At 61.6% G+C, this 19,549-nt stretch carries 20 protein-coding genes; 9 read left to right on the forward strand and 11 right to left on the reverse strand.

Annotated features, from left to right (window positions below; genetic code table 11):
- Nucleotides 1-210 precede the first annotated feature (210 nt).
- The gene (gene ilvC, locus BSG19_RS01765) at nucleotides 211-1,230 is read right to left on the reverse strand and encodes a ketol-acid reductoisomerase (RefSeq protein WP_092984265.1); all 1,020 of its coding nucleotides are present in this window, start codon (nucleotides 1,228-1,230) and stop codon (nucleotides 211-213) included.
- Between the two features lie 52 nt (nucleotides 1,231-1,282).
- Nucleotides 1,283-1,918, reverse strand: coding sequence for a TetR/AcrR family transcriptional regulator C-terminal domain-containing protein (locus tag BSG19_RS01770; RefSeq protein WP_092984267.1), 636 nt, complete (start codon nucleotides 1,916-1,918; stop codon nucleotides 1,283-1,285).
- A 168-nt stretch (nucleotides 1,919-2,086) separates the two neighbouring features.
- Between BSG19_RS01770 and BSG19_RS01775 the strand changes: the two genes are divergently transcribed.
- A complete protein-coding gene (locus BSG19_RS01775) occupies nucleotides 2,087-2,533 on the forward strand; it encodes a hypothetical protein (protein WP_092985504.1) in 447 nt (148 codons plus the stop codon).
- A 4-nt stretch (nucleotides 2,534-2,537) separates the two neighbouring features.
- Here BSG19_RS01775 and BSG19_RS01780 read toward each other — a convergent pair whose 3' ends face one another.
- Nucleotides 2,538-3,002: an Lrp/AsnC family transcriptional regulator gene (locus BSG19_RS01780; RefSeq protein WP_092984269.1), complete on the reverse strand. Its 465-nt coding sequence runs from the start codon at nucleotides 3,000-3,002 to the stop codon at nucleotides 2,538-2,540.
- A 162-nt stretch (nucleotides 3,003-3,164) separates the two neighbouring features.
- Between BSG19_RS01780 and BSG19_RS01785 the strand changes: the two genes are divergently transcribed.
- Entirely contained in the window at nucleotides 3,165-3,887 is a 723-nt protein-coding gene (locus BSG19_RS01785; protein ID WP_092985506.1) for an aspartate/glutamate racemase family protein, read from the forward strand.
- Nucleotides 3,888-3,898: 11 nt separating this feature from the next.
- Here the strand turns inward: BSG19_RS01785 and BSG19_RS01790 are convergent, their stop codons facing one another.
- Complete coding sequence (locus BSG19_RS01790) at nucleotides 3,899-4,261, reverse strand: winged helix-turn-helix transcriptional regulator (protein WP_092985508.1); 363 nt, start codon at nucleotides 4,259-4,261, stop codon at nucleotides 3,899-3,901.
- A gap of 195 nt (nucleotides 4,262-4,456) precedes the next feature.
- Here BSG19_RS01790 and BSG19_RS01795 point away from each other — a divergent pair, with 195 nt between their 5' ends.
- On the forward strand, nucleotides 4,457-5,341 hold the full coding sequence (locus tag BSG19_RS01795) for an SDR family oxidoreductase (RefSeq protein ID WP_092984271.1): 885 nt from the start codon (nucleotides 4,457-4,459) through the stop codon (nucleotides 5,339-5,341).
- Between the two features lie 72 nt (nucleotides 5,342-5,413).
- On the opposite strand, the gene BSG19_RS01800 is transcribed toward BSG19_RS01795, so the two are convergent.
- Nucleotides 5,414-6,169: a pyridoxine 5'-phosphate synthase gene (locus tag BSG19_RS01800; protein ID WP_092984273.1), complete on the reverse strand. Its 756-nt coding sequence runs from the start codon at nucleotides 6,167-6,169 to the stop codon at nucleotides 5,414-5,416.
- Between the two features lie 585 nt (nucleotides 6,170-6,754).
- On the opposite strand from BSG19_RS01800, the gene BSG19_RS01805 reads away from it, so the two are divergent.
- A complete protein-coding gene (locus BSG19_RS01805) occupies nucleotides 6,755-8,026 on the forward strand; it encodes a hypothetical protein (protein WP_092984275.1) in 1,272 nt (423 codons plus the stop codon).
- Between the two features lie 37 nt (nucleotides 8,027-8,063).
- Here BSG19_RS01805 and BSG19_RS01810 read toward each other — a convergent pair whose 3' ends face one another.
- Nucleotides 8,064-9,191 (reverse strand): ATP-dependent DNA helicase, encoded by a 1,128-nt coding sequence (locus BSG19_RS01810; protein ID WP_092985510.1) that lies wholly within the window; start codon nucleotides 9,189-9,191, stop codon nucleotides 8,064-8,066.
- A gap of 337 nt (nucleotides 9,192-9,528) precedes the next feature.
- On the opposite strand from BSG19_RS01810, the gene BSG19_RS01815 reads away from it, so the two are divergent.
- Together BSG19_RS01815 and BSG19_RS01820 are read left to right on the forward strand one after the other, a co-directional pair.
- A complete protein-coding gene (locus tag BSG19_RS01815) occupies nucleotides 9,529-10,623 on the forward strand; it encodes an AbrB family transcriptional regulator (protein ID WP_092984277.1) in 1,095 nt (364 codons plus the stop codon).
- Nucleotides 10,624-10,684: 61 nt separating this feature from the next.
- The gene (locus BSG19_RS01820) at nucleotides 10,685-11,527 is read left to right on the forward strand and encodes an aldo/keto reductase (protein ID WP_092984279.1); all 843 of its coding nucleotides are present in this window, start codon (nucleotides 10,685-10,687) and stop codon (nucleotides 11,525-11,527) included.
- Between the two features lie 113 nt (nucleotides 11,528-11,640).
- Here the strand turns inward: BSG19_RS01820 and ilvN are convergent, their stop codons facing one another.
- The 4 genes from ilvN to BSG19_RS01840 form a co-directional block, all read right to left on the reverse strand.
- Nucleotides 11,641-12,216, reverse strand: coding sequence for an acetolactate synthase small subunit (gene ilvN / locus BSG19_RS01825; RefSeq protein WP_092984281.1), 576 nt, complete (start codon nucleotides 12,214-12,216; stop codon nucleotides 11,641-11,643).
- A gap of 18 nt (nucleotides 12,217-12,234) precedes the next feature.
- On the reverse strand, nucleotides 12,235-12,555 hold the full coding sequence (locus BSG19_RS01830; RefSeq protein ID WP_092984283.1) for a type II toxin-antitoxin system VapC family toxin: 321 nt from the start codon (nucleotides 12,553-12,555) through the stop codon (nucleotides 12,235-12,237).
- Nucleotides 12,556-12,622: 67 nt separating this feature from the next.
- Nucleotides 12,623-12,937, reverse strand: a complete 315-nt coding sequence (locus BSG19_RS01835) for an AbrB/MazE/SpoVT family DNA-binding domain-containing protein (RefSeq protein ID WP_092984285.1) — start codon at nucleotides 12,935-12,937, stop codon at nucleotides 12,623-12,625.
- 55 nt (nucleotides 12,938-12,992) lie between these two features.
- Nucleotides 12,993-14,798, reverse strand: a complete 1,806-nt coding sequence (locus BSG19_RS01840; protein ID WP_170865829.1) for an acetolactate synthase 3 large subunit — start codon at nucleotides 14,796-14,798, stop codon at nucleotides 12,993-12,995.
- A gap of 334 nt (nucleotides 14,799-15,132) precedes the next feature.
- Here BSG19_RS01840 and BSG19_RS01845 point away from each other — a divergent pair, with 334 nt between their 5' ends.
- Nucleotides 15,133-17,175 (forward strand): ATP-binding protein, encoded by a 2,043-nt coding sequence (locus BSG19_RS01845; RefSeq protein ID WP_092984289.1) that lies wholly within the window; start codon nucleotides 15,133-15,135, stop codon nucleotides 17,173-17,175.
- Between the two features lie 26 nt (nucleotides 17,176-17,201).
- Here the strand turns inward: BSG19_RS01845 and miaA are convergent, their stop codons facing one another.
- Entirely contained in the window at nucleotides 17,202-18,098 is an 897-nt protein-coding gene (gene miaA, locus BSG19_RS01850) for a tRNA (adenosine(37)-N6)-dimethylallyltransferase MiaA (RefSeq protein WP_092984291.1), read from the reverse strand.
- Between miaA and serB the strand changes: the two genes are divergently transcribed.
- Nucleotides 18,097-18,999, forward strand: a complete 903-nt coding sequence (gene serB, locus BSG19_RS01855) for a phosphoserine phosphatase SerB (protein WP_092984293.1) — start codon at nucleotides 18,097-18,099, stop codon at nucleotides 18,997-18,999. The two genes, miaA and serB, sit on opposite strands and share 2 nt — an antisense overlap.
- Nucleotides 18,996-19,541 carry a GNAT family N-acetyltransferase gene (locus BSG19_RS01860; protein ID WP_092984295.1) on the forward strand — a complete coding sequence of 182 codons (546 nt, stop codon included), beginning with the start codon at nucleotides 18,996-18,998 and terminating at the stop codon, nucleotides 19,539-19,541. Before serB ends, BSG19_RS01860 begins: the two co-directional genes overlap by 4 nt.
- Nucleotides 19,542-19,549 lie beyond the last annotated feature (8 nt).

Genomic DNA, 19,549 nt, shown 5'->3' on the forward strand with positions numbered 1-19,549 from the left:
ATTATGGTCGTCATCACACTATCCTCCTCGATGTGGAACGAGACAGGGACAGTGTGCGCCCAACCGCGCAATCATGCAACCTTCAATGTTATTTTTCGCGCAGCACAATCTTTATTGCACTGCAAAAACAACGGGTGTCATCATCATTGCCGTGAACGAAAACGCCGGGCATGACAGCCCGGCATCCCCATTTCCTCAGAACACCGAAGCTTAGTTACGAGCCTTGTCGACCAACTGGTTCTTGGCGATCCAGGGCATCATGCCACGCAGCTTTGCGCCGACTTCCTCGATCTGGTGGGTATCGTTCATGCGGCGGATACCCTTGAAGCGCGCGGCGCCCGAACGGTATTCCTGCATCCAGTCCGACGTGAACTTGCCGGTCTGAATGTCGTGCAGGACGCGCTTCATCTCGGCCTTCGTTTCGGCGGTGATGATGCGCGGACCGGTGACGTATTCGCCCCACTCGGCCGTGTTGGAGATCGAGTAGTTCATGTTGGCGATGCCGCCTTCATAGATCAGGTCGACGATCAGCTTCACTTCGTGCAGGCACTCGAAATACGCCATTTCCGGCGCGTAGCCGCCCTCGACCAGCGTTTCGAAACCGGCGCGGATCAACTCGACCAGACCGCCGCAGAGAACGACCTGTTCGCCGAAAAGATCGGTTTCGCACTCTTCCTTGAAATTCGTCTCGATGATGCCCGAACGACCGCCGCCAACGCCGCAGGCGTAGGAGAGAGCGAGGTCGAGCGCGTTGCCCGAAGCGTCCTTTTCGACGGCAACGAGGCAGGGAACGCCGCCGCCCTTCTGGTATTCACCGCGAACCGTGTGGCCCGGGCCTTTCGGCGCGATCATGACGACGTCGAGCGTATCCTTTGGCTCGATGAGGCCGAAGTGAACGTTGAGCCCGTGCGCGAACGCGATGGCCGCTCCGTCACGGATGTTGCCGGCGATGTCGGCCTTGTAGATGTCGGCCTGGAGCTCATCCGGGGTCGCCATCATCAGGAGGTCGCCCCACTTGGCGGCTTCGGCGACGGTCATGACCTTGAAGCCGTCGGCTTCAGCCTTCTTGACGGTCGGCGAACCGGCCTTCAGGGCGATGACGACGTTGGTCGCGCCGGAATCCTTGAGGTTCAGCGCGTGCGCGCGACCCTGCGAACCGTAGCCGACGATGACGACGTTCTTGGACTTGATGAGATTGAGATCGGCATCACGATCGTAATAAACGCGCATGGAATGTATCCTTCCCTTGTTGAACTCCAGGCCGCCTTCAGGGCTTGGCCGTTTACTTCTTCGTGCCGCAGAGATCGAGAAAGGCGTCGACCGCCCGTTCCGCCCTGCGGCTGAAATCCTGCTTCGTCAGCGTCATATGCTCGCCGAGCAGCATGCGCAGATGCAGGTCGGTGACGACCAGCCCGTAGAGCATGCCGTAGGCTTCCTCGCCATCATCGAACCGCAGGAGCCCTGCCCTGCGGCCGGCATCGAGCAACCCGCCGGCACGCTTGCCGATCTGGCGACGGCCGCGCTCCTGCAGCATCTGCCCGAGATGGGAGCCATCCCGGCTCGCCTGCCCGATCGCAAGACGGTTGAGCGCCAGCGAGACATCGCCGCTGAGGACGTCGAGCAGATCCTGCGCGAAGACCACCAGATGCGCGCGCAGACTATCCTTGGTCAGCGTTTCCGCTCGCTCTTCCAGCGTGCGCACCTTGCTTGCCTGATAGCCGATCATCGCGGACAGAATGCCGTCGCGATCGCCGAACCACTTGTAGAGACTTTCCTTCGAGCAGTTCGCCGCCCGCGCCACGCCAGCCGTCGTCAAAGCCCGCTCGCCACCATCGACCAGCAGCCGAAGCGCGCTGTCGAGCACAGCGTTCTGGCGCGGCGAAAACTCCGGCTGGGTGGACAGGGACGACACGGTGATAAACCTCCAGATGAGTACCGTACGGTACGGTTCTTCTTATGCCGGATGCCTCGCTTTGGGTCAAGCCGCCGTATGAAAATTTCTTGAATGAGTGAAAGTGCAAGAATGCACCTCCCGCTGCACCGTCTGCTGGTCTACAAGTCCAACGGAGATACTCGGGAGGACACCATGCTGAAGCTAAGCGCCGTCATCATCACGCTCGTTGCCGCGCTTTCGTCGGCACTTCCAACCTATGCTCAATCGAGGGATCAGGTCCGGGAAAGGATCGAGGCGCTTCACGGCAACTCGGAAGGGTTCGATGAGAGCTTCAAGCTTCTGACGGAGGCGATGCGGTATGGCGATCCCGTCACCGTGGCCAATCTCGGGGCCTATCCGCTGACCGTCAACGCCAATGGTGAGAGCTACGACATCCAGACGGAGGATGACATGGTGGAGAATTACGAGACGCTGGTGATGCAGGGCACCCAGAACGACGTAGCGGAACAGACCTATGGCGACCTGATCGTCAACAGCGACGGGGTCGGCTTCGCGAATGGTGCACTGTGGATGACGGCCATCTGCGATACGGAAGACTGCGGCGTTTCGCACTGGGCCATCACCAGCGTTAACAATTGAGCGTTCACACCGCGTAATCGACCGGGAACGCGCCGCCGCTCTTTAGAACCTCCATCGAGATCGAGGCGGAAACGTCGAAGAGTTCTGTCTTGCGCACGATCTGCTTGTAGATCACGTCGTAGTGCTCGACGCGTGGCAGAACGATCTTCAGGATGTAATCGTAATTGCCGGTCAGGCGGTGCACCTCGACGATCTCGGGGATATCGCGAATGATGCGGCGAAACCCGTCGATCCACTCGTCGGAGTGCTGTGTCGTCTTGATCAGCGCAAACACCGTTGTTGGCACGCCGATGCGGTCGCGATCGAGCACCGCGATCCGGCGCGAGATATAACCCGCCTCCTCCAGCCGCTGGATGCGACGCGAGCAGGCCGAGAGCGACAGGCTGATCTTTTCAGCCAGCACCGTCACCGACTGGTCGGCGTCCTCTTGCAGCAATCCCAGCAGTTTCCGGTCGCGATCATCGAGCATTCCAGCGCCTTCATACGGTTCAACGCTGAAATATTGCATGGATATGGACGGAGACGCAATTCACTGGCGCGCATCGACCCTCAGAAAGCTGAATATGCAAGCATGTCCCGCGTGATCCGCCGCATCATGGTCGTTATCGCAGACAGCAGGGGAAACGACATCATGCGCAAGATCGGTCTCATCGGTGGAATGAGCTTCGAAAGTTCGGCGGTCTACTACCGCATGGTCAACGAAGCGGTGCGTTCGCGGCTCGGTGGCCTGCATTCGGCCGAAGTCCTGCTGCATTCCGTGGATTTTCAGTCGATCGTGGATCTGCAGATGGCGGGCCGCTGGGCGGACGCGGCCAAGCGCCTCGCCGATGTTGCGCGTGGCCTCGAAGCCGCGGGCGCGGATTGCGTTCTCATCTGCACGAACACCATGCATCTCGTGGCGGAAGAGGTACAGGCTGCCATCGGCGTACCCCTCATCAACATTATCGACGAGACCGCGCAGGCAATGACCGCCGCCGGCATTCGTCGTCCGCTGTTGCTCGCCACCCGCTACACCATGGAACACGGCTTCTATGCGGATCGCATGGCAGGCTTCGGAATAGAGGTCATGGTGCCCGCAGCCGAAGATCGCACGCTCGTGCACGATGTCATCTTCAAGGAGCTTTGCGCCGGCCATGTCCACGACACTTCGCGTGGGGCGCTGCACGCCGTTATCGCGAAAGCAAAGGCTGATGGCGCCGATGCCGTGATCCTTGGCTGCACTGAAATCTGCCTCATCCTCGATCCGAATGCACTCACCCTTCCCGGCTTCGATTCGACCGCCATCCATGCGAAGGCCGCGGTTGCATTCGCACTGGATGGGGCAACGGAAGCGGCCAGCAAAAAGGCGGCCTGAAGCGATACACGCTACATTGTAGCGTCGAACTCGCTGCGGGCCTCGCGAATGGCACCATGGTGCCGTGTCGACCAGTCCACGAGCGGCAGAAGCACGGTGAGGAACGAGCGGCCGAGATCCGTCAGGGCATAATCCACGCTCGGCGGATTGGTCGGATAGACCGTGCGCGAAATATATCCGTCGCGCTGGAGATCGCGCAGCGTCTGCGTCAGCATGCGTTGCGAGATATCCGGAATGGTGCGCTTGAGCGCGGAGAACCGCATCGGCCCCTCGCTCAAGGCGTGGATCATCAACGTCGTCCACTTGCCGGCGATGTTCCCGAGCACATCCCGCATGGGGCAATTGCTGGACGTGAAAACGATGCCGCCGATCATGATGGCGTTTTCACCTTGGGTCTTGCGGACATTCGTGTTCACCGGTCGGTTCCCTTTCTGTGCCTATAGGCGAAAAAACTGCCGCCTTTACAGAGACGGCTTAGTCATGAATGAAGAGAAGGTCTCTTTTCGAGACCATATCTTTCATCGGCACAGCCTGCAATGCGGCAGCCGTCATTCTTGAGAAGGAAGTCCATGTCCACGATCCTCGTCACCGGCGCCTCCGGCCAGTTCGGCCGTCTCGTTCTCGATGCCCTCCTCGCTTCGGGCAAGGTTGCACCCGCCGATATCGTCGCTGCCAGCCGCGACACGGGCAAGCTCGCGGCCTATGCCGAGAGAGGCGTGACGCTGCGCGCAGCAGATTTCGACGATGCCGCCACGCTCGACGCTGCCTTTACAGGGATCGACAAGGCGCTGATCATCTCGACCGATGCGCTCGCCGTCCCCGGCCAGCGTCTGACCCAGCACCGCAACGCCGTCGCGGCGGCCAAACGGGCCGGCGTCGGTCGCCTGTTCTATACGTCCCTGCCCAACGCCGAGACGTCGGCCGTAACCTTTGCACCCGATCACCTCGGCACCGAAGAGGCCATCAAGGCATCGGGGCTCGCCTACACGATCCTTCGCAACAGCTGGTACATGGAGAACCTGTTCCTGTCGTTGCCAAGCGCCCTTCAGTCCGGCACGTGGTACACCTCGGCAGGCGATGGCCGTACATCCTACGTCGCCCGGGCCGATCTTGCCGCCGCGACCGCGGCAGCGCTTCTGGGCGACGAAACCGGCAATATCACACTCACCCTCACCGGCCCGGTCAGCTATACCAATGCGGACGTCGCCGCGCTCGTCAGCGATGTCACGGGCAAGGCAATCGCGGTCGTCAACCTGACCGACGAACAGCTGGCCGAAGGGCTGGCCGGTGCAGGGCTCCCCGATTTCCTCATCCCGACCCTCGTGTCCTTCGACGCAAATACACGCCTTGGCCATATCGAGATCGTCACGGACTCGGTGGAGACGCTGACGGGCCGGCCATCGACGCAGCTGAAGGCCTTCCTGGAAGCAAACAAGGCAGCGCTCGCCGGCTGACCGTTCGCGCAGTCAAGCGATAGAGCACATGCGCGCTACGACGCGCGGCGCTCTATCGCTCCGGCGGCTGCATCATGCCGTTGCCTCGCCGCAGGCCCTGCGGAACCGGCGGACCGTTTCGGTCATCCCGTATTCCAGCGCATCGGCCGTCAAACCATGGCCGATCGACACCTCATCAAGATGAGGAATATTCTCAACAAGCATCGGCAGGTTTTCCACCGTCAGATCATGGCCCGCATTGATCCCGAGGCCCAGTTCGCGAGCGATCTCGGCCGTTCGCCCCAGTTCCTTCGCGATGACCGCCGCCCGGTCCGGCGCGCCGAAGCAACCGCCATAGGGCCCTGTGTAAAGCTCGATGCGGTCGGCACCGGTCGCCTGTGCAATCTCAAGCGCCTCCCGGTCGCCATCGCCGTCCGCAAACAACGAAACGCGAAGCCCCAGATCCTTCAAGCGCGAGATGACATCCGTCAGCAGCTCGCGGTTTGCCCGGAAATCCCAGCCGTGATCCGATGTCGCCTGCGCCGGATCATCGGGAACCAGCGTGACCTGCTCAGGACGGTGCCGCTCGACCAGTCCAAGAAACTCTGCATTCGGATAGCCTTCCATATTGAACTCCGCCTGCGGGAACATCTCGTCGATCAGCGTCCGCAAAGGACCGAGATCCGAGAAGCGGATATGCCGCTGGTCGGGACGCGGGTGCACCGTCAATCCGTGCGCGCCAGCCTCCAGCGCACGCTTGCCTATACCGACAACCGATGGCCACGGGAGATCACGCCGGTTTCGCAGCATGGCGATCGCATTGAGGTTGACCGAAAGCTTGGCGGGCATGTGACACCTATGGACATCGGGGAAATCGGAACGGCGGATGACGCGGCTTGGCGACGCCCCACCTCTACCATCCCGCGAGACGCCGTTCCAGAGCTGGAGCGGCGAGCGCGATCCATTGCGACATATACCGGAGTGCTCGCTGCTGATGTGACACCGAGACGCCAATCGGAGTCCTGTAGATACACGTCTGCGGTTTATTTCTTCATCATTGGTAAGTAAATCACATCATTTTTAAACGCGCCGCGTATCAGGCCTTGCTAGAAGGAAAGGCAAGACGAACAATACCGGGAGGAATGCTGTCGAAGGACGTCGAGTCGCATGCGCTGACGCCATTGATCTGCCGTGGGCGGATTGTTTGCGGAACGACCGATCGCGCCGTCCGCCCAAAACGTAGCGGGGCCCATAAGGACTGCCTCATGCAAACCTGCTGATGACGGTTTGCTTGTGCGGTAGTATATTCCCTACTGGTCAGACCGCATTGTCAGTGCTTGATAGAAGCCGAGGGCATTCGAAAATCGTGATGACAAAGGTGCATGCCTGGGAGGGGATGACCCACTGGAATTTTCAGAGAGGAGAGACAGTGCCTTGAAGCCGTTGGACAGACCTACCGATACCGAAATTCGCAGAGCTCTTGCCGATGTGCTGTCCAGCACTGCTTTCTCGCGCTCCGAGCGTCTGCGTGCCTTTCTCTCTTACGTGGTCACGAAAGACCTGGCCGGGCAGGCCATGCAGTTGAAGGGCTACACCATCGCCGTGGACGTTTTCCGCCGGCCGGACGCCTTCAACGCCGATAGCGATCCCCTCGTCCGCGTTCACGCCGGCAAGCTTCGCAAGCTTTTGGCTGTTTATTACGAGGCCGACGGCAAGGATGCTGTCTGGCAGATCGATATACCAAAGGGTGGATACGCGCCCGTCTACCTGCGCCGCCCGCCCGTCTCGGATGTTCAGGACGTAGAGGATGCCGAGGAAGCAGTGGTTGCCGAGACTGTGGCGGACTTAGCGGGTCCAGCTGCCATTGCCGAAACGGTCGCTGAGCAAGCTGAACAGATCGCCAAAAGCTCGTCGGTCGCCGATGTCCCGGACGAAAGCCCGGAAGACAAAGCGATGACCGCGGGCACCCGCGCGAAATCCCGCCTTTCGATGACCGGGCGGGCAAGGCCCGGCTGGCTTCCGGCGCCGCTTGCATCGCCCGTCGCGATGATTTCCCTTCTCCCGCTCCTTCTCTTCGCGCCTCTCAGTTCGACAGCGCTCGGCGTCAGCCCGCAAGTCCAGGCCCGCTTCTCGCTTCTGACGAGGGCCGCCGATATCGGCCTGCCGCGGGTAACGGTTCGCTCCGACGGTGAACAGACGAGCTTGGCAGCACAGCTTGCCGGACAGATCCGCGCCGCGATGGACTACTACACGGTCATCATACCCGCCTCGAAACCGAGCACAGCCGCTGCCGCTTCATTTGTGACGTCGAAGAGCCCCCTCGCCTTCACCATTTCGATCAGTCCTGCCGAGACCGATGGACAGACGCGCGTCACCGTGTCGAGCGATGCGACGGGCGATATCGTCTCGCAGATATGGATCGACAACGAGAACCTTTCGAACGATTTCGACCTGCTGTTTGAAAGTCTCGGGATCGCCGCCAAGACGCTGGCCACCAATGGCGACCTCTTTCACTATGCCGTGGACAAGGGGATATCGAGCCCGCTGATGCGGTGCATGCTGATCACGGACACCTATCGCCGCGAGAAAAGCCGGGATGCTCTGAAGGAAGCGCGTATCTGTCAGGAGAAGCTTCTGGGCAAGCGCAAGAACGAGAGCGAATTCATCATCAGCGCCAGCGAGCTGAAGCGGAACGTTCATCCCTGAGGGGCGATCGTTCCGACCCGCGAAGATCGAGACCGGATCAGCGGACGATCGTCAGCGTTTCCGCAGCACGGGTAATTGCGGTGTAGAGCCAGCGCTCGCGCGTGTCGCGAAATGCCCAGCTCTCATCGAACAGCACGACGTCGTTCCACTGCGACCCTTGAGCCTTGTGCACCGTCAGTGCATAGCCATAGTCGAACTCGTCATAGCGCTTGCGGGTCGACCAGGGAATTTCTCCCTCGACATCCTCGAAGGCGGTCTTGAGCAGCTTGATCTTCGCCGCACCCCGATCGAGATCGTCGTCTTCCGGCCTGATCATAAGGTTGATCCCCGGCTTCACCGTTTCCTTGGACGAGGTCATCACCTGCCAGAGCGATCCGTTGAGGAGCCCCTTTGCGGGATCGTTGCGCAAACAGACGAGCTTGTCGCCGGACTGCGGATATTCGGTCGTGAACCCCTTCAGTTCCCGTAACCGCGTATTGTAGCGGCGGCGCGTCTTGTTGGTGCCGACCAGCACCTGGTCTGCCTTGAGCACGAGATCCTGCGTCACATCCGACTTCGAAATGATCTTCGCCGTGCCGTAGTCGCCGAACGCAATCTCCTTGCCCTCTCGCACCTGCATGGCAAGCTTGATGATGGGATTGTCGCGCGCCTGCCGGTGAATGTCCGTCAGCAGGTAGTCCGGCTCGTCATTGGTAAAATACCCACCCCCCGTGACCGGCGGAAGCTGCCCGGGATCACCGAGCACGAGGATCGGCGTGCCGAAGCTCATCAGGTCTTTGCCGAGCGCTTCATCGACCATCGAGCACTCGTCGACGATGATCAGCGCCGCCTTGGCGACCGGGCTCTGCCGATTGATCGAGAACATGGGCGAGACGGATGTCTTGCCGGTTTCCTCATCGGAAACCTCCTCCTCGCCGCGTGGACGATAGATCAGCGAATGAATGGTCTTGGCGTTGGAGGCGCCCTTGGAGCGCAAAACCTGCGCCGCCTTGCCGGTAAAGGCGGCAAACAGCACCTCCCCGTCGACGTGCTCCGCGAAGTGCCGCGCAAGCGTCGTCTTGCCTGTTCCGGCATAGCCGAACAGCCTGAACAATGGCTTGCGCCCGGCCTTCAGCCACTGGCTGACAGCCTTCAGCGCCTCATCCTGCTGGGGTGCAAATTCCATGGAACGACGTGGCAGGATTCGGTGCCGGAGCGCAAGCCCGGCCATGCGCTTTCCCGGCCTGCGGGACCGGCTACACCGTGCCGACGCTCAAGACATTCGAGCATCTGCAGCGCGTCCTGGCAGGCCTCTACCGTCCCGAACCTTGACTTCCCGCTGCCCATGGTTCTTAAACCGCTGACGGCAAATACCTGCGCGTAACGCGCCGGACGTCTTTTATCCCGGCCCGAGCATTACCGGTGAACACCCACTCACCAGAGAATATCCGGCCCTGCTTTTCCGCAGGTCCTGCGCCGAGACTTCGCGCTCGGACAGGACGCGCCCGAGATCGGCTCACCTGATGACACGACACTCCTCTCCTGTGAAAACCGGCCTCGGTCGGCGATCCCACGGCGTACAATGGTCGCTTCTGCTCGTTCTGTCGCTCGCTCTTGCAGGCGGCATCGAGGCGCTCGGAATTCCCGCCGCGCTCCTGATGGGACCCATGATCGCCGGCGGCATCGTCGGCCTGAACGGCGGGACGATCCGCCTCAAGCGCTTCCTCGTCCTCGCCTGCCAGGCGCTCATCGGCACCATGATCGCAGGCTCCATCACCGGCGATATCGTGGGCACTTTTCTTGGAAACTGGCCCCTGTTCCTCGGCATCGTGGTCTGTGTCATCACCATGAGCACGCTGAGCGGCTACATGATCACCCGGCTCAACGTTCTCCCCGGCACGACGGCCATCTGGGGCTGCTCGGCGGGTGCCGCCACCACCATGATGGTCATGGCGGAGGCTTATGGCGCAGATGTGCGGCTGGTTGCCTTCATGCAGTATCTGCGCGTGGTCTTCGTCGCCGCCGCCGCCGCTCTCGTCGCCCGTTACTGGGCGGGGCTGGAGGGCGCCACCGCAGCGATCGTCTGGTTCGAACCGATTGCCGCACTCTCCCTGGCACAGACGCTCGCGGTTGCCGTCTTCGGTGGCATGGTCGGCTGGTATCTACGTATCCCCGCAGGCGTCCTCCTCATGCCCTTCCTCATCGGCGGGCTGCTCAGCGTCACCGGCAGCGTTCACATCCACCTGCCGGAATGGCTGCTGGCCATGAGCTATGCGGCGCTCGGCTGGAACATCGGCCTCGGCTTCACGCGCCCCATCCTCGCCCACGCTCGCCGTGTGCTTCTGCCGACAGTTGCCTCCATCCTCGTCCTGATGGGCATATCCGGCCTTCTCGCTTTCATCCTGACGCAGACCGCAGGCATCGACCCGCTGACGGCCTATCTGGCGACCAGCCCCGGTGGCATGGATTCGATCGCCATCATCGCGGCATCCAGCAATGTCGATATTTCCTTCGTCATGGCCTTGCAAACGGCGCGGCTGCTCATCGTCATGGCCATGGGCCCACCGCTCGCTCGTTTCGTGGCCAAGCGCGCAGGCGCTCGGCAACCTGTGGAATGACCCCTCTTCCGTCAGACCCGCGGACGCCTATATCCCACCGAGACACACAGAGGATAACCCGATGACCGCGACTTTGCCCACCACCACTTTCCCCAACGGCGTGTCGGTTCCTGTTCTCGGCCAAGGGACCTGGCACATGGGTGAAAGCCAGGCAACGCGCGCGGAAGAGGTTTCAAGCCTTAGACTGGGGCTCGATCTCGGTCTGACGCTGATCGACACCGCCGAGATGTATGCCGATGGCGGTGCGGAACGTGTTGTGGGAGAGGCCATCGCCGGCCGTCGCGACGACGCCATCATCGTCAGCAAGGTGCTGCCTTCAAACGCCTCGCTGTCGAAGACGCTGCGCGCTTGCGAGGATAGCCTCAAGCGCCTGGGTACGGATCACATCGACCTCTACCTCTTGCACTGGCGTGGTGGCGTGCCACTGTCCGAGACGGTGGAGGCATTCGAGCGCCTGCAGCAGGACGGCAAGATCCGCGCTTGGGGGGTCTCCAACTTCGATGTCGATGACATGGAGGAGGTCGAAGAACTGGCGCCGGGCAAGGTCGCGACCAATCAGGTTCTTTATAACCTGTCGCGCCGCGGCATTGCCTTCGATCTCGTTCCATGGTGTGCGGAAAGACGGGCGCCGATCATGGCCTATTCGCCGCTGGATGAAGGTCGTCTCCTCGGCAACGCCACCCTGAAGCGCGTTGCTGCCGCGCATGGCGCGACGGTCGCCCAAATCGCGCTTGCCTTCGTTTTGGCGACACCGGATATCATCGCCATACCCAAGACGGGTCGCCCCGACCGCATCCGCGAGAATCTCGCTGCCGTGGACATTCGATTGACGGACGAGGACATGTCAACACTGGATGCTGTATTCCCACCTCCGTCGCGGAAACGCCCCCTCGAAATGATCTGAAACGAGAAGGGCTGCGCTTCCTTGCCGATGCGCAGCCCCTGTTCCTGAATCGATACTTGAGGACCCGGACTCTGTTTGCGAGAAACGCGCCTCAAGCACCTGGGATCAAAGCGTTATGACATTCCCTGCGCACCGCGATTCATCGCAGCGATGCCGGTGCGGCAGACCTCCAGAAGCCCGAGCGGCTTCATGACGGCAACGAACTGGTCAATCTTCGACGACTTGCCGGTGATCTCCAGAATGAAATGCTCCACGGTCGCATCGACCACCTTTGCGTGGAAGGCATCGGCAAGCCGCAGCGTTTCCGCCCTGTTTTCACCCGTTCCCTTGACCTTGACCAGCGCAACCTCCCGCTCGATCGGCCGGTCATGCCCAAGCGAGCCGGCACGCACCGTCAGGTCCACGACGCGGTGAACCGGCACCAGCCGCTCAAGCTGCGACTTGATCTGCTCCAGCACATGCGGTGTGCCGCGTGTGACGATCGTGATGCGCGACAGGTGCGCCTCATGTTCGGTCTCCGACACGGTGAGGCTTTCGATATTGTAGCCGCGCCCGGAAAACAGCCCGATCACCCGCGCCAGAACACCCGGCTCGTTGGCCACCAGAACGGACAGCGTATGCTTCTCCGCAATCTCGGTTTCCTTGGCGATGAAATAGGCCGAGCCGGTCGGCTGTAGATGGGCGTTCATGGTGTAGGTCCGTTTCCTCTAGAGTGTGTCTGCCAGCTCAACGCTGGCATCGGGTCTGAGCTTTTTCGCGCGGCGTACGAGGTCGCGGTCGAAGGTGACGAATGTTGTGGCCTCATCGCTGAGGCAAAAATGCATGGCGTCTGCAAAGTCCATTCCGGCTTCGAAGGCAGCAAGAGCCCGTTCGATGTCTTCCCGGTCAATGATCATGAAGTCGTGTGACGCCATCATCGAGCGAAAAAGCTCCAAGACACGAATACGCGAGTATTTCGCGATACTGCGAAGGACCCACTCCGTTTCGAGAAGAACGGTCGGAATGATCACGACGCGGTTAGACTGCAGGAGCTGTGCCGCGACTTGTCATTGTTCACTGCCGTCTTTCAGAAAAATCCGGAAGAGAATATTGGTATCAATCGTTATTGTCGTCATGCCACTGCCGACTTACTTTTTCAAATCGACGTTTTGCTTCCGCCAGAATGGCCTCATCCATCAAGGCCGCTGTCAGATCGATAGACGGTCCTTCGTACGGCGGAATCCGCTCCAGAAACTCCGCCATAGTCAGTGTTTTCCTCTCGGAGGCCTCCGTCTTCACGACGGGAACGGCGATCATTCGTCCCTCGCTCGTCGTCAGTTCGATTTCCGCACCCGCAGCGAGGCCGAGGCTCTCTCGCAACTCAAGAGGCACATGTAGATCGCCGGCATCTGAAAGTCTCACTCTCGCCATAGCCTCACCTCTCCGAAACGGGACGCGCTTAATCTACCGCGTCCCGCCCATGCAATCAAACGAGCTGGCGTCCCTTGGCGTCGATCGCTGTCGCAACCGCTTCGTCCGTCGCTTCATCCGGCAGCAGCATTTCGTTGTGTGCCTTGCCCGATGGGATCATCGGGAAGCAGTTGGCGAGATTTGCGACACGGCAATCGAAGATGACAGGCGCGGGGCTGTCGATCATCCGCAGGATCGCATCGTCGAGTTCGCCGGGCTTTTCGCAACGGATCCCTACGCCACCATAGGCTTCCGCCAGTTTGACGAAGTCCGGCATCGCTTCCGTGTAGGAGTTGGAGAGGCGGTTGCCGTGCAGCAGCTGCTGCCACTGGCGGACCATGCCCATGTACTGATTGTTCAGGATGAAGATCTTGACCGGCAGCCCGTACTGGACCGCGCAGGACATTTCCTGAATGCACATCTGGATCGAAGCATCGCCTGCAATGTCGATGACGAGGCTGTCGGGATGCGCGACCTGAACGCCGATGGCGGCCGGGAAACCATAACCCATCGTGCCGAGGCCGCCCGACGTCATCCAGCGGTTCGGCGCTTCGAAGCCGTAGAACTGCGCAGCCCACATCTGGTGCTGGCCGACTTCGGTGGTGATGTAGGTGTCGCGATCCTTCGTCAACGCATGCAGACGCTGAATAGCGTATTGCGGCATGATAACGTCGTCGCTCGGCTTGTAGGACAGCGACTTGCGGCCACGCCAGCGCGCGATGTCGCCCCACCAGTCATTGAGCCGCGCTTTGTCGACATCGGCCGATCCGGCATGCCAGAGGCGAACCATCTCTTCGAGAACCCGGCCGACATCGCCAGCAATCGGAACATCGACGCGGACGATCTTGTTGATCGAGGAAGGGTCGATGTCGATATGGATCTTCTTGGAATTCGGCGAGAACGCGTTCAGTCGGCCGGTGATCCGGTCGTCGAAACGCGCTCCGATGCAGATCATGACATCGGCATCGTGCATGGCCATGTTGGCCTCGTAGGTGCCGTGCATGCCGAGCATGCCGAGCCAATTGGTGCCGGAAGCCGGGTAGCAGCCAAGGCCCATCAGGGTCGAGGTGATCGGGAAATTCGTCAGCGAAACCAGTTCGCGCAGCAGCCGTGTCGCCTCGTCGCCCGAATTGACGACGCCACCGCCGGAGTAGATGACCGGACGGCGCGCCGTCTTCATCAGCGCGACCGCCTCCTCGATCCGGCGAATATCGCCATCGACTTTCGGCTGGTAGCTCGTCTGGATCGGAACGGCGGACGGCGGGGTATAGGTGCCCGTCGCAAACTGGATGTCCTTGGGAATATCGACCAGAACCGGGCCGGGCCGACCGGATCTGGCGATGCGGAAGGCTTCGTGGATGATGGCCGCCAGTTCGTTGACGTCCTTGACCAGCCAGTTGTGCTTGGTGCAGGGCCGGGTGATGCCGACCGTGTCGCACTCCTGGAAAGCATCTGAGCCGATCAGCGAGCTTGGAACCTGACCGGACAGGCAGACGAGCGGGATCGAATCCATCAGCGCGTCCTGCAGCGGCGTTACCGCATTCGTGGCGCCGGGGCCGGAGGTGACGAGCATGACGCCGACCTTGCCGGTAGAGCGAGCATATCCTTCGGCCATGTGGCCGGCGCCCTGCTCGTGACGGACGAGGATGTGCTTGATGTCTTCCTGCTGGTGGATCTCGTCATAGATCGGGAGAACGGCACCGCCGGGATAGCCGAAGATGACCTCGACGCCATTGTCCTTGAGTGCGCGCAGAACGATTTCCGCGCCCGTCATTCTGTTATCCCTGCTCGCTGCATCCATTTCGCTATCTCCGCCCGACATGTCTCGATCCTGTGCTCTGCTTGTTCGAAGGCATAAAAAAAGGCCCCGTCAGGAGCCTTGGTTTGCGCATGGGTGGCTATCGCCGGATGGTTACACCATCCTGCCCATGCGCGATCCCACCACAAGAATGATTGCTTGAATGTTCATGGGGCGCACTGATACCGGCATTCGGCCGTGCCGTCAACGCTTTTTACACCTTTGACGGGATGGAAGCCGCTACGGATCGAGAGGCGCGTTCACGCATGACGACGTCCCGTGAAATCAAAAATAGCCGAAGAGAAACATATTCTTAAAGTCCTTCACTTACATTCCGCGACGTAAGCGAGGTTACGACGTGGTGAGCAACGAACTTCAGGCCGATGGCCGGGCAGCTGAGGCGGACAGGCGCGATACCATCGCCCGGGGCAATCGCTTCCTCGGTCGTGTCATCGCCTGTAATGGATCGCGCGCGACCATCGCGGCACTGGCCGAGAACGGTGAGACCTCCCTGACGGAGCTCTGGTCGGTCGGGCGGCTGGTCTCCATCACCGTTGGCGAAAATCGCGTCGTCGCCCTTGTCTCCTCCATGCGCACCAGCGACGACAACTGGGCGGAGCAGCAGGACAATATCTTCCGGATCGACGTTGAACTCGTCGGAGAGGTCCGTGTCGACCTCGATGGTCGGGAGGCCTTCTCCGCCGGAATCAGCCAGTATCCCTATCTCGGCGCCATCGCGCACCGCATCCGCACGGCCGACCTCGCACGCATTTACGACACCGGCCGCGGCGGCAGCTTCACCATCGGAAAGCTGACGCAGGACGAGAGCCTGGACGCGGCGATCCATATTCCCTCCATGCTGTCGAAGCATTTCGCCGTCGTCGGCACCACCGGCGTGGGAAAGTCGTCAGCCGTGACGTTGCTTCTGCGAAAGGCGATCGAGGCCGATCCCAAGCTGCGCATTCTGATCCTCGATCCGCACAACGAGTTCGCGGCCGCCTTTCCCGATCATGCCGTCGTGATCGACACGGACACGCTGGACCTGCCCTTCTGGCTGATGCGGCTCGAGGAATTCGCGGAGGTCGTCTTCCGGGGACGCCCCGCCATTGCAGAGGAACTCGACATCCTTCGCGACCTCATTCCCGAGGCGAAGAAGGGCTTCAAGGGCGATGGCGGTCTGATGCGCCGGCAGACGGAAAAGAGCTCCCTGACGGCGGATACGCCGGTTCCCTATCGCATCGCAGACCTGATGGCGCTGATCGACGAGCGTATCGGCCGCCTGGAAGGCCGCACCGAAAAGCCGGCACTCCGGTCGCTGAAAGTGCGCATCATGGCGGCGGTCAACGACCCGCGCTACACCTTCATGTTTTCGTCCAACACGATCAACGACACGATCCTGGAAACGATCGCCAAGATCTTTCGCATTCCCGGCGACGGGCGCCCCATCACCACGTTCCAGCTGGCGGGCATCCCGTCGGAGGTCGTCAATTCGGTGGCTTCGGTTCTCTGCCGCATGGCGTTCGAAATCGGCCTCTGGAGCAATGGCGGCGTTCACATGCTCGTCGTCTGCGAAGAGGCGCACCGTTACGTACCGGCCGACCAGTCCCTCGGTTTCCTGCCAACCCGCCAGGCCATCGCTCGCATCGCAAAGGAGGGGCGAAAATACGGCGTCTCGCTTGGCATGATCACCCAGCGCCCCGGCGAACTCGACCCCACCATCCTCTCGCAGTGCTCGACGGTGTTTGCCATGCGCCTGTCGAACGACCGCGACCAGGACATCATCCGCTCGGCCATTCCGGATTCGTCCGTGTCGACCATGAGCTTTCTCTCCTCGATCGGAAACGGCGAGGCTATCGCTTTCGGAGAAGCCGTGTCCGTGCCGATGCGCATGCGATTCGAGCGCATTCCGGACAATCGCCTGCCGAAGGCGGCCGGCGGACTGATGAAGGCCGACGATGACACGCCCGCCAATGTGGACCTGCGCACGATCGTGGCGCGAATGCGCGCAAGTTCAGGCAGCGAGACGACGCCGCTCTCGACCAGTCCCACCGGAGCCGGCAATCTCTCGTTCGGCGACAGTCTCGAACCACAGCTCTCTCCTCGCGCCGCCGAGCGGCTGGAGAGCCCGAAGCGAGGCGAGATACCGACCGGATCGGACAGGCTCGAAAGCTACCGCCCAGACATGCTGCCACGCGTCGAGCCGCAGCACCCGGACCCCATATCCAATCCGCAGGTCGACCGCTTCAACGCCTATCGCCGTCAGATTCTCGGCGAAGCGGATCGTCCCGCGGCCGACGCGCAGCCCTCCGCCACACCGGACGAACCGGCCCCCGCCCTGCGGGCGCCATCTCTCCGCGAGAGTCTGCTCAGAAAGCCGCTCGGCAGCATGATCCGCAAATAGGCCTCAGGCTTATTCATGCTACGCGATCAAGGCGCCACACGCCCCCAGCTCTCGTCCAGCTGATTGCGAAACCACGTCATCTGCCGCTTGGCATATTGGCGCGTCGCAGCCGACGCGGTCTCGATGACGCCGCGTCGATCCATCTCACCGCGCAGCATCGCCGCGATCTGCGGCACGCCGATCGCCTTCATGGCCGGTAGGTCGGCCGAAAGTTCCCTCTCCAGCAGGCGTTCGACTTCTTCCACCGCCCCCTGATCCAGCATGGTCTCGAACCTCCGGTCGATCCGCCGGCGAAGTTCGTCCCGATCCGGCGTCACGATCATCTTCAGGGCTCTATCCGGTTCAACGACCGTCGCACCACGCATGGCCTGAAAGCTGCGGATCGACCGGCCGCTCGCCTCGAAGATTTCAAGAGCGCGCACGATGCGCTGCCCGTCCTCGGGCTTCAGCACGACGGCTGCCTCGGGGTCGACCTGCGCAAGCCGGGCATGCAGCGGCCCGGGTCCATCCGCCTGCAGGCGCGCCCGCAGGGACGAGCGGATTTCTTCCGGCACATCCGGCATTTCGGACAATCCGCCCGTCAGCGCCTTGAAGTAGAGGCCGGTGCCGCCAACGATGATGGGCACCCGTCCCTCCGCGCGGAGCTGGTCCAGCAACACGGTCACCTCCCGTAACCATTCGCCGGTGGAATAGCTGTGGCCGGCCGGCACATGCCCGTAGAGCCTGTGCGGCACACCGTCCATATCGGCTTCGGATGGCCGCGCGGTCAGCACGCGCAGGGTATCGTAGACCTGCATACTGTCGGCATTGACGACCACGCCGCCATGCGCCTGCGCCAGCCGAACGGCGAGCGCGGACTTGCCGCTGGCAGTCGGTCCCGTTATCAGGATCGTGTCCTGTCCTCTTTCAAGGTTTTTCATCATGGCTCTCGTTGCCACGCTTGTCGCCAATCCGTCAAATCCGGTGCTGAGCGCGGCGCTCGGTGAAAAGGCCGCAGCGGCCGTCAACGCGTCCGGTCTCTATTGGCTTGCGGACGGTATCGCCTGCGATATCGCGCTGCGCGACGGTACGGACGCGGTGGATGCCGAGCGGCAATTGCGTGAAGCCGTTGCCGGACAGCCGGTCGATGTCATCGTGCAGGATGCGGAAACGCGGCGCAAGCGCCTGCTGATCGCCGACATGGACTCGACCATGATCGGGCAGGAATGCATCGACGAACTCGCAGCGGAAGTCGGCCTGAAGGATCAGGTTGCCGTCATCACCGCAAGGGCCATGAATGGCGAAATCGCGTTCGAGCCTGCGCTGATAGAGCGGGTAGGCCTGCTCAAGGGGCTGTCGCTCGGCGTTGTGGACGATGTGATCGAGAAGCACATCACGCTGACGCCCGGCGGAATCGAACTGGTCGCCACCATGAAGGCGAAGGGTGCCTATACCGCCCTCGTGTCCGGGGGCTTTACCGTCTTTACAGGCCCCATCGGCAGGCGAATCGGATTTGACGAAAATCGCGCCAACCGGCTGGTGGTCAAAGACGGTATTCTCGACGGCACGGTGGAGGAACCGATCCTCGGGCGGCAGGCCAAGGTCGATGCCCTGATCGACATCACGGAACGGCTCGGGATCACGCCGGAAGATGCCATGGCCGTCGGCGACGGCGCGAACGATCTTGGCATGATCAAGCTTGCAGGCTCGGGCGTTGCGCTTCACGCAAAGCCGACCGTCTCCGCGGAGGCGAAGATCCGCATCGACCATGGCGACCTCACCGCCCTCCTCTACATCCAGGGCTATCGCAAAACCGATTTCGTTACCCCAGCCGGTCGTGCATGATCATTGCGGAGACAGAGCGCCTTCGGCTGCGCAACTGGCAGGAGTCTGATCGGGATCTGTTCTTCGAGATCAACAGCGATCCCGAGGTCATGACATTCTTCCCGTTCCGCCGGGATCGCGCGGATGCCGACGCCCTGTTCGACCGGAACCGTCAGGCGATCGCGGACACGGGCTATGGCTTCTTCGCGATAGGCCTGAAGGAGACGGATGAGCCTATCGGCTTCTGCGGACTTGCTATTCCGGATCTCGCGCCGATCCTGCCGATCGGCACGGTCGAGATCGGCTGGCGCCTGGCGCGACGCCACTGGTCGAAAGGCTATGTGACGGAAGCGGCAAGCACCCTTGTCGACCTTGGATTTCAGACGCGCGATCTGAACGAGATCGTCTCATTCGCCGTCGCAGACAACCGCCGCTCAATATCCGTGATGGAGCGCATCGGCCTCGTCCGCGACATTGCCGGGGACTTCGACCATCCCCGCGTGCCCGATACGCATCCCCACCTGAAACGACACGTGCTCTACAGGCTCAAGCGCCCGGAGTGACGGAGGCC

The organism is Rhizobium sp. NFR03 (assembly GCF_900111275.1).
In the GTDB taxonomy this organism is placed as follows: domain Bacteria; phylum Pseudomonadota; class Alphaproteobacteria; order Rhizobiales; family Rhizobiaceae; genus Ferranicluibacter.